Here is a 13,681-nt window from a genome sequence, read left to right as displayed (position 1 = left end):
ATCCCGATTAGTTTGGGATAGCGAGTTAAAAATATTATGAAAGGTTGAGTGAGTCTCAGCCTTTTATTTTTCTCGTCTGCCTACTCAGTATTACAGCGTTGTTGACGGGCGCTCGAAAACCTCATCACATAGTRTGACTATGCTCAGAGGCTTTTCTCGCTGGTCGCCTAGCTGTAATCCCGATTAGTTTGGGATAGCGAGTTAAAAATATTATGAAAGGTTGAGYGAGTCTCAGCCTTTTATTTTTCTCGTCTRCCTACTCAGWATTACAGCGTTGTTGACGGGCGCTCGAAAACCTCATCGCATAGTGAGACTATGTTCAGAGGCTTTTCTCGCTGGTCGCCTAGCTGTAATCCCTATTAGTTTGGGATAGCGAGTTAAAAATATTATGAAAGGTTGAGCGAGTCTCAGCCTTTTATTTTGTCTCGTCTGCCTACTCAGAATTACAGCGTTGTTAATGGCGCAGTGGTTTTGGCTAGTCGAGATAAATGCCTTATCGAGGGTTGAGCGAGTCTCAACCCTTTTTGTTTTTGGTGTAGAATAGCCGTAATTGCTTTTTTCGATGTCTAGGATCATGGACTCATTATACGCTCTCTTTACTCACTCAATTAATCAGCTCAAGCCGCAGAGGTTGCGACTCGCACTCAGTGGTGGCGTCGATTCTCGTGTACTGCTCGATTTGCTCAGTCGCTATAAACAGCAGCATGCAATCCCTTGTTTGGCAGTCCATGTCCATCATGGATTGAGCAGTAATGCGGATAATTGGGCTGATTTATGCCGCGACTGGTGTCAGCAATCAGGGGTAGAGTTGGTGATTGAACGCGTTCAGTTGGATTTAGCTGGGCGCAGTATTGAAGAGAGTGCGCGTGAAGCTCGCTATCAAGCGCTTGCTAAGCATCTGCAACAGGGCGATGTGATGCTCACAGGGCAACATAGTGATGATCAACTCGAAACCTTTTTGCTGGCGTTAAAACGTGGCAGTGGTCCTAGAGGTTTATCGGCAATGGCAAAGCAAATGCCGTTTGCCAATTCAACCATACTGCGTCCCTTGTTGACTGCATCGAGGCAACAAATAGAGCAATATGCGACGGAGCATCAGCTCACTTGGGTTGAAGATGAAAGCAATCAAGACATTCGCTTTGATCGCAATTTCATACGTCATCAAGTTGCGCCTATTTTGCAACAGCGTTGGCCGCATTTTGCCAGTTCGGTGCAGCGTAGCAGTGAGTTATGCGCAGAGCAAGAAGCGCTGCTTGAAGAGTTGCTCAGCGAGAAACTGAACCAAGTCATGATGGCTGACAACAGTTTATCGATAACGCAGTTAGCAAAACTGAGTGAGCGAGTTCGTGGCCAGTTGATTCGTATGTGGCTCGCCGCGTTAGGGCAGAAGATGCCGAGTCGCGACCATCTTGGCAAAATATGGCAACAAGTGGCACTGGCGCGTGAAGATGCCAATCCGATTCTTAACTTATCGGCTGGGCAGATCCGACGTTCAGGCAGTTTTTTATACTGGGTTGAGGCAGTGAAGGATATTTCTACGTGGCAGCAGAATATCGCTTTGCAACAAGTTCTCGAGTTACCAGAACAGTTGGGAACTCTGCAAATCACTCGCAACACATCAGGGCCGTTATCCCAAGCGGCACTGAGTCAGGCGCCACTGCGAGTGATGTTCAACCCGGAAGGGTTGAGCGCTCATCCTGTCGGGCGAGGCCATAGCCGTAAACTGAAAAAACTGTTTCAAGAGTTTGGCGTACCAAGTTGGCAGCGACGCCGGATGCCAATATTACTTTGCGGTGAGCAGGTAGTCGCAATTGCAGATTTATTTATTGATCAGCGTTTTGTGGGGCAAGATTGTGAACTTGTCTGGGACAAGCGCACTGAAGTTATGTGACAATTTTATTGAGCAATTTAAAACAATAAAATTAGAAACATAAGGAAGAACAATGAATAAAGTCGCATTTGGACTGGCTATCAGCATGACGATATTAAGCGCGCAAGCGATCGCCGCCGGTGATATTGAAGCGGGCAAAGCGAAAGCAGGTGTGTGCATGGCATGCCATGGCGCTGATGGTATTGCGATGATTCCTGGCTACCCAAATCTGAAAGGACAAAATGAGCAGTACCTTGCCTCCTCGATCAAAGCGTATCAAACCAATCAACGCCAAGGCGGATTATCTGGTGTGATGAAAGCACAAGCGGATTTATTGAGTGATGCCGATATCGCGAATTTAGCTGCATATTATGCAAGTTTAAAGTAACCCGAGACGAAATTAACTGTTTATCGCCCAAGCCTTGTTGCTTGGGCTTTTTATTGCAGTAGCTTTTTGGGATAATGGCACAAACAACGTAAGTTTAAGGGATGAACATGAAAAAGATTGAGGCAATTATTAAGCCTTTTAAATTGGACGATGTGCGTGAAGCTTTAGCAGAAGTTGGCATTACAGGTATGACAGTTTCTGAGGTAAAAGGCTTTGGTCGTCAAAAAGGTCATACTGAGCTTTATCGTGGCGCTGAGTATATGGTCGACTTTTTACCGAAAGTGAAGCTAGAGATCGTCGTCACCGATGAAGTGGCGGATCAATGTGTCGATACTATTATTGAAACAGCCCAAACCGGTAAGATTGGTGATGGTAAAATCTTTATCACTGATGTTGAACGTGTGGTACGTATTCGCACTGGCGAAGAAGACGAAGACGCAATCTAATACCAATCAGCATAAGTCTTTGATCATTCTTGCTGATTAAAATCGCTGATAACGTTGTTGCAGGTTTTGTAATTAGAATAACTAGTTAGCGGCAATCTGCGCCTAGTTCTAAGCGATTTTTCTTGCGCAATTAGCTGACCACTTACTTATCCTGATTGGTATAATCCCGACAAAAGAGCCGCAAGGCTCTTTTGTTTTATTCCCCCCTTGCAGCGCCTGCAAACTTAAGGAATTCGAGTACAATAAGGATATTATGTAGGGCAGAGATATCCGAACTATGAAAAAAAGAGAATTGATTGGTTTACCTGTAGTTGCGATTGCAGCAACGGTGATGGCCTATCACTCCATTTTTACCTTGCCTGATTCAGCAAAAGTCTCCACCTTATCTCCTTCAGTGCAAACGCCAGAACTGGCCTGTTATAACAATCCCAAAGCCACAGCGATCGATCACCAAGGCCAGCTTAATGTACTGGTATGGAATATTTATAAGCAAAATCGCACCAATTGGCAGAGCGCGTTAGAATATTTATCGCAAGATAAGCAGTTATTGCTGCTACAAGAAGCGAGCATGACGCCAGAGCTTCGCCAGTGGATTGACCATGGTAAGTGGAGCGGTAATATTGTCGACGCATTCAAAGCGTTTGATACCAAAGCTGGGGTACTCAATCTCGCGCATGAGTTGCCCCAAAAAGCGTGTGCTTACACCGAAATGGAACCTTGGTTGAGATTGCCTAAATCGGCGATATACGCAACCTACCCGCTATCCAGCGGGCAAAGCTTAGCGGTAGTGAATATCCATGCGATTAACTTTACTTATGGTACGGAAGAGTATCATCGTCAGTTAGGTTCGCTCGCGACAGTGTTGGCAAAACATAGCGGACCAATGATTATCGCAGGCGACTTTAACAGCTGGAGTGAGGAGCGTTTGCGAGTGATGAAATCACTGCTGGAGAAGCTGAAAGTCAAAGAGGCGACTTATCAGCCAGACCATCGCAAGCAGTTCATCAATGGCTTGCCACTTGATCACTTGTTCTATCGTGGTCTAGTACTGGAAAAAGCAAAGGCGCCAACAAGTGACGCCTCTGATCATAATCCTATCGAAGTATATTTCCGTTTACCGTAGGGCTTTAGAATATTGCGATGTAAAGCGCCCAAGCAAAGAAGTAAATAAACCAAGGCAGGGCAGAGATCACCAGCGCTTGACCGCGCTCGAACTCTGTCCATGTTCCGACCGCCGCGTAACCAAGCGCAATATACCAAGGCATGAGCAGTGGAAGTGCGTTCGCAAACTCAAACCAATCACTGGTCATAGGCAGCTTAAGTAGACCGTTGAGGCTATTCAAGTCGGCAGCATAACTCATGACCTGACCGTGCTTTAATAGCACGCTGACATAGCTGGCAAAGTCACCGACTACCGCTGGGAAGATAATCACACAACTGGCGGCGAACCACTTCCAAAATCCATGTTGGTGTTGGCTCGGTTTGGTGGCAAAAAAGAGCCAGAAAGCCAACAGCATGATAGTGGTAAAGCGGCCAAGAATATCTAAGATGATCTCCGTTGCCATTAAGGTGTTCGCATCAAGCAAAGCGATTTGCTCTGGACTCACTTGTTGCAACTGTGGGATCAGTCCTTGCTTTAGCCAAGCAAAATCGACCATGTCAAAGTACGCGCCCCAAAACAGGAACGGGGTAACCAACAAGACGATAAAGGGTTGCCAGCCCCACATGCCGCGTTGATGAAGGGCAAGGAAACACGCACTAGGCGAGCGGAAAATATCGACTAGCATGGTTAACGGGTTGCTTGATGGCGTCATACACTTACCTTCGTCACATCAACATACAGTTTGAGTTTTTGACCGGGTTGTAGGTACTTTTTCTTCTGTAAGTTGTTCCATTTCACCACGTCTTGGCTTTTCACTTTAAACTTATTCGCGATGCCGCTGACTGTGTCGCCACTGCGGACACTATAGAAAACCGTACGGATGATGGCGCCATCAGAACTGTTTTTCCAAATCACCAGTTTTTGACCGACACGCAGAGTATCGCGAGGTCCCATGCCATTCCATTTCGCCAGTGAGGTGTGTGACACTTTATTGGCTTTTGCGATGCTCCACAAGCTGTCGCCGCTCGCAACGGTATGGGTAAGTTTGTATTTACCGCGTGCAGTGGATTGAGTTTTCGCCAAGCGGTTAGCCGCGCTCAATGAATACGCTTTGTCATCTTTTGTCGATACCGGAATAAGCAGATGCTGACCGATACGGATATTGTTGTTACTCATGTTGTTGGCGTTGCGAATAACTTTGCTCGTAGTGTTGTACTTGCGAGCTAATACGCTAATCGTATCGCCGGACTTCACTTTGTAGCGAACAACTTGCATGCCTTTACCGCGATTAGCAGTAAGTTCGGTTTTGAACTTTTTGACAGAATCAATTGGTAGTAGTAATTGATTTGGTCCATCGGGTGCTGTCGCCCATTGGTTGTAGGCAGGGTTTAATCCTTGCAACTCACGTACTGAAATGCCCGCGTAGTTCGCTGCGATAGCCAGATCCAGTTGCTCTTTAGGTTGAACGGTCTCAACCACTTGTTTGTTGGCAATCTGTGGGATCTCAATGCCGTATTTCTCTTGGTTGGCAACGATATCTGCTAGTGCGAGTAGTTTTGGCACATAGCTGCTGGTTTCTTTTGGTAAGTCTAATGAGAAGAAGTCGATTGGTTTACCTAACTTCTTGTTCTTACGGATTGCGCTTGAAACGCGACCGCCGCCGCTGTTGTAGGCCGCAATCGCATGTGACCAGTTACCGTCAAAGCGTTTATTTAGGTCGGTTAAGAAGTCCAATGCTGCGTCAGTGGCTGCCGGTACATCACGACGACCGTCATACCAGAAATCTTGCTCAAGCCCGTACATTTTTCCGGTAGATGGCACAAATTGCCACAGACCAGCTGCGCTGCCGTGTGAGTAGGCAAAGGCATCAAATGAACTTTCAACTACTGGCAGTAGTGCTAACTCAAGCGGTAAGCCACGTTGTTCGATCTTTTCAGTGATTAAGTAGAGAAAAGGTTCTGCGCGTTGAGAAACGGTTTTGAGGTGGCTTGGATGTTTTAGATACCAAGTGCGGTAGTAATCCACTTTTTTCTGATCTGGGATTGGCATCTCTAGCTGCATTGCAATGCGTTTCCACACATCTTGCTGCGACTGAGGAGTGACCACAGGAGCTGCAACTACTTCAGGTTCTACAGGTGTAGTCACCGATGATGCTGGAGCTACTGTAACAGTAGAACTTTTGTCTGATGTAGTCTGCGCATCAGATTTTTCAGTAGTAGGCTGGGTGGTTTGGCAACCGGCTAAAAGCAGTAGCGTCACCCAGCTGTATTTAAATCGCATGGTACAGCCCTTTTAAAAAATGGCTGCTGATAATACTTGCGACTTTGGTTAGATGACAAGCAAGAAAACGTTAAAATTCGTTCTTCCACTCACGTAATGCTGTAAAAATTGAGATAGGATCCATTTGGGCCGTTCGGTTGCTCACTGATTTTATGACACTCGGTTCATCAGCGCGTAAAAATGGATTGATCCACTTTTCACGGCGTATTGTCGTAGGCAACGTGGGTTTATTTTGCGCACGCAGACGGTTTACTTCTTCGCGGTATTTCTTTAGCTGCTCGTTATCTGGTTCTACTGCCAACGCAAACGCGATGTTACTCGCGGTATACTCATGTGCTGCGAAGACTTCGGTCTCTTCTGGCAATGAAACTAATTTTTGCAGTGATTGATACATTTGCTCCATAGTGCCTTCAAATACACGTCCACAGCCTGCTGAGAACAGTGTGTCGCCACAGAACAGCTTGCCATCGCCCACGTAGCCGATATGACCTAAAGTGTGACCTTCTAGACCTATCACCATAAACACTTCGTCAAATAGGTTAATTTGATCGCCAGCGCTGACTGGATGGGTTAGGGTAGGGACTGGTTCATCCGCCGGACCGACCACATCAATCTCAGGAAATTGGCGAACTAACTCTGGAATGCCACCAATGTGATCGTTGTGGTGATGAGTAATTAAGATTGCTTCTAAAGTTAACTCATGTTCTCGGAGGTAAGCCAACACAGGCGCGGCATCACCTGGGTCGACAACGGCACAACGGCGATCGCTATTTTCAATCAGCCAGATGTAATTGTCGTTAAATGCAGGTATGCTTTTGATATCTAACATGGTTGGGTCTCCATACATCAAAGTGAGCTAGCTATGAAACCAGCACGCAGTGAAAAAAAGCTTCAGCAGCCCCATTCTTGGGCGCAATTGAAAAACGGTCAGTGGGTTAACGAATCTATCCAAACTCGGCTTGATGAATGGTGTCCAAAGCTATTTGGTTACCATATGCTAAAACTGGGCGGTTTAAGCTGCGAGCTCACTAGCTGTAACTGCAATATTCAACACCAAGTTAATCTAGATATCCACAATCCTTTGCATAATGTGATTGCAGATGGTTACGATTTGCCCTTTCTTGAGAAAAGTTTCGATGTCGTCATTCTTGCTCATCAGCTCGATTACTGCAATGACCCACATCGCATGTTGCGTGAAGTAGATAGAGTGATGATAGATGATGGTTACATAATCATCACTGGGTTTAATCCGATAAGCTTGACTGGTCTTGCGAGTTTAATGCCATGGCGTAAAAACAATTTGCCATGGAGTGGACGGATGTTCACACCAAATCGAGTAAAAGATTGGCTAGGTATTTTGAATTATCAGGTGATTGAGTGCGATCGCTATGGACTGTTTCCGATGCAGCGCTACCGCACAATGTGGACTTGGTTAGAAAATGGTATTGGTGATTGGGCGGCACCATTTGGTAGTTTGTATTATATCGTGGCGCGTAAAAGAACCTACCCACTAAAGCCAATCAAACCGCACTGGAAGTTAAAACGAAAATTGACGCCAATTGGCGTCAATTACAAGGTGTCATCGAAGTAGAACAGATGGTTAATTAGGAATGTAGCCAACATCTTCATCGGTTGGATTTTCTGCCGCTGTTCGTGCAAGTTCATCACACATTTCGTTTTCGCGATGTCCTGCGTGTCCTTTTACCCAGCGCCAATCTATTTGGTGACGTTCTGTTTCTTTGTCCAACGCCTGCCAAAGGTCAGCGTTTTTTACCGGTTTCTTATCTGCCGTTTTCCAGCCACGTTTTTTCCAGTTGTGGATCCATTGAGTGATGCCTTGGCGAACGTACTGACTGTCGGTGGTAAGAATGACATTACATGGCTCTTTTAAAGCTTTTAACGCAACAATGGTCGCCATCATTTCCATGCGGTTGTTGGTTGTAAGGGTGTAGCCCTTGGCTAAGGTTTTTTCATTCTGCTTATAACGCAGTACGATGCCATAACCACCGGGGCCAGGATTGCCTAAGCAAGAACCATCTGTGAAAATTTCCACTTGTTTCGTCATGATTTGATACTATAAGAGCTTGCACATATTTACTCATAGTCTGACACATAGTTTGTAATGAATACCAGTAACAATTCTAATCAGCATCGTATCGTGGTACTCGATACCGAAACCACGGGTATGAACCAAGAGGGGGGTCCACACTACCTTGGGCATCGCATTGTCGAAATCGGTGCGGTAGAGATCATCAACCGCAAACTGACCGGTCGACATTTCCACGTCTATATTAAACCTGACCGTGAAATTCAGGCGGAGGCGATTGGAGTTCACGGTATTACCGATGAATTTTTGCGTGATAAGCCGCAATACAGTGAAGTACACCAAGAGTTTCTCGACTTTATTAAAGGCGCTGAGCTGGTGGCACACAATGCGCCCTTCGACGTCGGTTTTATGGACTATGAGTTTGATAAACTCGATCCGCAGATTGGAAAGACCGAACAATATTGTCAGGTGACCGATACCCTTGCCATGGCGAAGAAAATCTTCCCTGGCAAGCGAAATAACCTCGATGTCTTGTGTGATCGCTATGGAATAGATAACTCACATCGAACTCTTCACGGGGCATTGCTCGATGCGGAGATCCTGGCTGACGTCTACCTGCTAATGACTGGTGGACAAACCTCACTGCAATTTAATGCTGGAAGTAACAGCGAAGGTGTGGGAGGCGAGTCAATAAAACGGGTTTCTACTGAGCGAAAAGCACTAAAGGTTTTACGTGCAAGTGCCGATGAAGTAGATGCACATAATGGTCGTTTAGATATCGTTGAGAAAAGCGGAAGCTGCCTTTGGCGTCAATAGGAGAAAAGATGTTGAGGATCGGGTTTGCCTTAATCGGGCTTTTAGTCACTACATTCTGTTTTGCCGCTCAGCATCCATCAGTACCCGAGAGCTCAATGTCACTGCTCGACAATCGTTTCCGGGTCGATCCGACAATTAAGCAGATTACCTTTGTTGTTTATCGCGCAGAGAACTCAAAAGCGGTCGTGTTGGTTCGTCCCGATGGGCGTAAATACTACTCGCATCGCCACCCAGAGAATGTACGCTGGTACCAAGAATCCGCGATGGATATTATCTCTATCGATAATCCGATGTCTGGCCCTTGGCAAGCGGTGGGGCAAGTAACGCCTAAAAACAAAATTAAACTGATTTCACATCTTGAACTTGCGTCAGACGTCATGCCAGAACGCTTGTACCAAGGTGAAGAGTTAAAGTTCACCGCTCAACTCACCGCAGATGGTAAACCATTGCTACTGAGAGATTTTCTCGATCGAGTAAAACTTAAAGTTACTTTTACTAAATATGTTGAGAATGAGGCTTCTTTGATCAAAGAGGCGCGTCCAGTTCCCGTCGATATTGGTGAGTTTTTCGATGATGGCACTGGGTTGGATGAAAAAGCCGGCGATGGTGTATTTACTGTGAAGTTACCAATTTCGGCAGCTCCGGGTAAATATCGCGTGCGAATTACCTCGGGGAATGGTGTCTTTCTACGCGCGCAAGAACAAGAAGTCTTAGTCTATCCAAATCCCCTAGAGGTGACCTTTATTCAGTCTCGCAAAGCTGATCAGCAACATCAGGTGGTTTTCGCTGGTGAGCAAGGAATGATTAAGCCGGGGAGCTTAGCGGCGCATATTGAATATATTGATGCACAAGACGGCATACTCGCGGTTGAAGGTAGTTCGGCATCTAGCGATGCAATGGACTTAACTCTTGAGCTGCCTAACTCTCAACAAGTTGGTGAGTATTCGTGGGATGGCATTGCGTATGCGACTGAATTAGGCTCTGAGCGTGAATTAATGCTTCCGATAACGACGCAAAGCTTTAGTGTCGTCAAAGATATCGACTTGGCGGAAACAAGGCGTTTGCAGGAGTTAGAGCGGATACAACAAGAAAAATTGTTGCAAGAGCGTCTTATTAAAGAAGCTCGAGAGGCTCAGCGTAAGAAAAGTATGATTTTCATCGCTGTTGGCAACGTTGCCGTTGTGATACTGGGCCTGCTCGCATGGTTTATTATGCGCAAACTAAAAGCTAAGCGTGAAGCTATTCCTGAGATGCAATTGGAAATGCCGAAGAAATAACTGAAATAATATAAACCTAGATTCAATACCATTAAGGGCTGCAAATGCAGCCCTTAATGTTTTTTAGAACCGTCGATAGAGATTAGGCAACTTCATCCATGCTCATTGGTTGGAGAGGCTTCGCTGCAAGCTCTTGTGGTTCAAAGTCATCGACATTAATGACATAGAGACGCTGTTTTTCTGCCTCGATGAGCAGCTGCGCTTCTGCTTGCTCGATAACGCCCAGAGCTAAACCTTGCTCAGCCACTTTATCTAGCATTAGGAATGGCTTGCGTTTACCTTGTGCTTGGCACACCTTATCAAAGACTGGCTCTGCCTCTAAGATAATCTTCAGTGCCTGCTCAATACGTCCGGCAGGATTAAACTCGCTGGCTGTGAGGTACTGATTACGACCGAGTCGAGAGCGAGTTTCACTTGGCGTTTGTAGCAGTTGCGCGACTTGGCTATCCAACTTATCACTTGGTGCTTTACGGGTACGCCCTAGTGGCATGACGATAAATTTCAGTAGTGTCGCAACCGCGCGATTTGGGAAATTAGCCAACAGTCCTTCAATGGCTTGTTCAGTTTGATACAAGCTATCTTGCATTCCCCAATGCACCAGAGGTAAGTCTTGCGCATTACGCCCTTCAATATCGAAACGCTTCAATGTAGCTGAGCCTAGATATAGCTGGCTCAAAACATCACCAAGGCGCGCAGAAAGGCGTTCTTTGCGTTTTAGTGAGCCACCGAGTACCGCCATCGAAATATCTGACAATAGGGCGATATTGGCGCTGTAGCGATTCAATTGTTGATAGTAGCGCTGAGTTTCATCATTAACAGGTGCAGTAGAGAAACGACCATCGGTTAGGCCAAGCCAGAAGCTACGAATAAAGTTGCTCATAGTAAAGCTGACGTGACCGGCAAGGGCTGAATCAAACTTTTCTAACGCATCACTCTGTTCCGAGTAAGCGGCTTCCATTTCGTTGAGTACATATGGGTGACAGCGAATGGCCCCTTGACCAAAGATGATCATTGAACGAGTCAGAATGTTTGCCCCTTCAACCGTCACGGCGATGGGTGCGCCTTGATACCCGCGTGCTAAGAAGTTTGATGGACCCATACAGATCCCTTTACCGCCAACGATATCCATCGCATCGATAATGCTCGCTTGGCCTCGGTGGGTACAATGATATTTTACGATCGCCGAGATCACGGAAGGTTTCTCACCTAAATCAATACCCGCGACAGTCAGTTCACTGGCTGCATCCATGACATACGCATTACCGGCTAAACGAGCGAGCGGCTCTTCCACGCCTTCCATATGGCCAATCGGTTGTTTAAATTGGCGACGGATACGTGCATAAGCGCCAGTCGCGAGTGCAGCGGTTTTGATGCCACCAGTTGAATTGGATGGCAAGGTAATGCCACGACCGACCGACAGACATTCAACCAGCATGCGCCAGCCTTGACCCGCCATTTTTTGACCACCGATGATGAAATCAATCGGTACAAAGAGATCATTGGCTCGCGTCGGACCATTTTGGAAAGGAACGTTAAGTGGGAAGTGACGATGGCCAATCTCAACGCCTTTGAGATCCGTTGGGATCAGCGCACAAGTTATGCCTAAATCTTGCTGATTTCCCAATAAACCGTCAGGATCGCGTAGCTTGAATGCCAAACCAAGCACTGTAGCAACAGGGGCTAGGGTGATGTAACGCTTGTTCCAAGTCAGGCGCATACCCAAGACTTTTTCACCTTGCCAGTCACCGTAACAAACGACACCGTAATCCGGAATGGCACCGGCATCAGACCCCGCTTCTGGGCTGGTGAGGGCAAAGCACGGGATTTCTTTACCTTGAGCAAGGCGTGGTAAGTAATAATCTTTTTGCTCAGTGGTGCCGTAGTGTTGCAGTAATTCACCAGGGCCGAGCGAGTTCGGTACACCGACGGTTGAAGAGAGTACACCAGAAACACCGGTGAGTTTTTGCAATACCAGTGATTGAGCATAAGCAGAGAATTCAAGACCGCCATATTTCTTTTTGATGATCATGGCAAAGAATTTGTGGTCTTTAAGGTATTGCCACACTTCTGGTGGCAAGTCAGCAAGTTCGTGTGTAACGTGATAATCACTGACCATAGCACACACTTCCTCCACCGGACCATTGAGGAAAGCTTGCTCTTCAGCACTCAGCTTAGGTGATTTGATTGCATGCAGTTTGTTCCAATCTGGTTTGCCTTTAAATAGTTCAGCCTCCCACCAAACCGTACCAGCATCCAATGCTTCTTTTTCAGTTTGTGACATTGCCGGTAGCACTTTACGAAACAGCGTGAGTGCTTTGCGACTAATCAGTGATTGGCGAATGGATGGTACGGCAAGCACCGCAAGCGCGGCTAAGTAGAGCACCCAAGCGATTGTACCGGCAAAGCCTGATAAGGTGAGTCCCACCATGGTCACTGTCATCGCGGCGACAGAGATCAGTAAAGAGGTGCGATGATAAAGGCAAACACCGAGTACGGTGGCAAAGCCAAGTATAGAGAGCAAGATATCCATATTAAGGTTCCTTTTCAGACTTCGTTTCTATTTATACGTCTGTTTTTTGGTAAGAGGTCTAACCAGTTAAATTGTAATCGAGATATTAAAGAAATGTAAAATCAATAACTGTCTAAAAAGTGATCTAAGTAGAGTAAAAAATCTAAAAATGTGGCGTGATGACGATTTTGTGTACGCCAAAGGTCAAGAATCATTGAAATCTTGTGTACTGGCTATCGACAGTCGTTGTGGTTCAAGTAAACTCAGAAGAGTAAAGGGCGTTTGCCTAATTAACAGAATTCAAGAGAATGCTTATGTACCAGGATTTGATTAAAAGCGAGCTGACAGAAGCCGCTGATGTACTGAACAAGTTCCTAAGTGATGATCACAATATTGCTCAGATTGAAGCTGCGGCAAAGTTGATCGCTGATTCATTTAAGCAAGGTGGTAAAGTGCTATCTTGTGGTAATGGTGGCTCGCACTGTGACGCAATGCACTTTGCCGAAGAGTTAACTGGCCGTTACCGTGAAAACCGCCCTGGTTACCCAGGTATCGCGATTTCTGATCCAAGCCACTTGTCTTGTGTCAGCAACGACTTTGGTTACGACTTTGTTTTCTCTCGTTATGTAGAAGCGGTCGGCGCAAAAGGCGACGTATTGTTTGGTCTGTCGACATCAGGTAACTCTGGCAATATCCTTAATGCGATTGAAGCGGCAAAAGCGAAAGGGATGAAAACCATCGCACTAACAGGCAAAGATGGCGGTAAAATGGCTGGCTGCGCGGATATTGAAATCCGTGTGCCGCATTTTGGCTATGCAGATCGCATTCAAGAGATCCACATCAAGATCATTCATATCGTGATTCAATTGATTGAGAAGGAAATGGAGAAGTAATCTTCATTTCAAACCACACGGTTTAGGTACGCAGTGACTCGGTAATTACTGGC

Annotated in this window: 12 protein-coding genes and 1 pseudogene; 8 read left to right on the top strand and 5 right to left on the bottom strand. The window is 46.1% G+C overall.

The window, feature by feature from the left end; translation table 11 throughout:
- The first annotated feature begins 574 nt into the window (after positions 1 to 574).
- From tilS to IRQ95_RS11810, 4 genes are all read left to right on the top strand, one after another.
- Positions 575 to 1,891, top strand: coding sequence for a tRNA lysidine(34) synthetase TilS (tilS, locus tag IRQ95_RS11825; RefSeq protein ID WP_194437124.1), 1,317 nt, complete (start codon positions 575 to 577; stop codon positions 1,889 to 1,891).
- Positions 1,892 to 1,943: 52 nt separating this feature from the next.
- Positions 1,944 to 2,258: a c-type cytochrome gene (locus IRQ95_RS11820; protein ID WP_194437123.1), complete on the top strand. Its 315-nt coding sequence runs from the start codon at positions 1,944 to 1,946 to the stop codon at positions 2,256 to 2,258.
- A gap of 107 nt (positions 2,259 to 2,365) precedes the next feature.
- Complete coding sequence (glnB, locus tag IRQ95_RS11815; RefSeq protein ID WP_040987526.1) at positions 2,366 to 2,704, top strand: nitrogen regulatory protein P-II; 339 nt, start codon at positions 2,366 to 2,368, stop codon at positions 2,702 to 2,704.
- Between the two features lie 277 nt (positions 2,705 to 2,981).
- Positions 2,982 to 3,827, top strand: coding sequence for an endonuclease/exonuclease/phosphatase family protein (locus IRQ95_RS11810; protein ID WP_194437122.1), 846 nt, complete (start codon positions 2,982 to 2,984; stop codon positions 3,825 to 3,827).
- A 4-nt stretch (positions 3,828 to 3,831) separates the two neighbouring features.
- Here IRQ95_RS11810 and IRQ95_RS11805 read toward each other — a convergent pair whose 3' ends face one another.
- The 3 genes and pseudogenes from IRQ95_RS11805 to gloB form a co-directional block, all read right to left on the bottom strand.
- Positions 3,832 to 4,518 (bottom strand): YIP1 family protein, encoded by a 687-nt coding sequence (locus IRQ95_RS11805; RefSeq protein ID WP_194437121.1) that lies wholly within the window; start codon positions 4,516 to 4,518, stop codon positions 3,832 to 3,834.
- A pseudogene (locus IRQ95_RS11800) lies at positions 4,515 to 5,924 on the bottom strand (LysM peptidoglycan-binding domain-containing protein); the annotation flags it as partial. The pseudogene IRQ95_RS11800 and the gene IRQ95_RS11805, both read right to left, overlap by 4 nt.
- Before the next feature lie 232 nt (positions 5,925 to 6,156).
- On the bottom strand, positions 6,157 to 6,915 hold the full coding sequence (gloB, locus tag IRQ95_RS11795; protein WP_194437119.1) for a hydroxyacylglutathione hydrolase: 759 nt from the start codon (positions 6,913 to 6,915) through the stop codon (positions 6,157 to 6,159).
- A 33-nt stretch (positions 6,916 to 6,948) separates the two neighbouring features.
- Here gloB and IRQ95_RS11790 point away from each other — a divergent pair, with 33 nt between their 5' ends.
- Positions 6,949 to 7,677, top strand: a complete 729-nt coding sequence (locus IRQ95_RS11790; RefSeq protein ID WP_194437118.1) for a class I SAM-dependent methyltransferase — start codon at positions 6,949 to 6,951, stop codon at positions 7,675 to 7,677.
- A 9-nt stretch (positions 7,678 to 7,686) separates the two neighbouring features.
- Here the strand turns inward: IRQ95_RS11790 and rnhA are convergent, their stop codons facing one another.
- Entirely contained in the window at positions 7,687 to 8,151 is a 465-nt protein-coding gene (gene rnhA, locus IRQ95_RS11785) for a ribonuclease HI (protein ID WP_194437117.1), read from the bottom strand.
- A 57-nt stretch (positions 8,152 to 8,208) separates the two neighbouring features.
- Between rnhA and dnaQ the strand changes: the two genes are divergently transcribed.
- Together dnaQ and IRQ95_RS11775 are read left to right on the top strand one after the other, a co-directional pair.
- On the top strand, positions 8,209 to 8,949 hold the full coding sequence (dnaQ, locus tag IRQ95_RS11780) for a DNA polymerase III subunit epsilon (protein WP_194437116.1): 741 nt from the start codon (positions 8,209 to 8,211) through the stop codon (positions 8,947 to 8,949).
- Between the two features lie 8 nt (positions 8,950 to 8,957).
- A complete protein-coding gene (locus IRQ95_RS11775; protein WP_194437115.1) occupies positions 8,958 to 10,226 on the top strand; it encodes a TIGR03503 family protein in 1,269 nt (422 codons plus the stop codon).
- A gap of 82 nt (positions 10,227 to 10,308) precedes the next feature.
- Here the strand turns inward: IRQ95_RS11775 and fadE are convergent, their stop codons facing one another.
- Positions 10,309 to 12,756 carry an acyl-CoA dehydrogenase FadE gene (fadE, locus tag IRQ95_RS11770; RefSeq protein WP_194437114.1) on the bottom strand — a complete coding sequence of 816 codons (2,448 nt, stop codon included), beginning with the start codon at positions 12,754 to 12,756 and terminating at the stop codon, positions 10,309 to 10,311.
- A gap of 293 nt (positions 12,757 to 13,049) precedes the next feature.
- Between fadE and lpcA the strand changes: the two genes are divergently transcribed.
- Positions 13,050 to 13,628 carry a D-sedoheptulose 7-phosphate isomerase gene (gene lpcA, locus IRQ95_RS11765; protein WP_075647879.1) on the top strand — a complete coding sequence of 193 codons (579 nt, stop codon included), beginning with the start codon at positions 13,050 to 13,052 and terminating at the stop codon, positions 13,626 to 13,628.
- The last annotated feature ends 53 nt before the right edge of the window (positions 13,629 to 13,681 follow it).

It is taken from the genome of Vibrio fluminensis (genome assembly GCF_015278125.1).
Taxonomy (GTDB): Bacteria; Pseudomonadota; Gammaproteobacteria; order Enterobacterales; family Vibrionaceae; genus Vibrio; species Vibrio fluminensis.
This window is presented reverse-complemented; position numbering and strand designations above follow the sequence as displayed.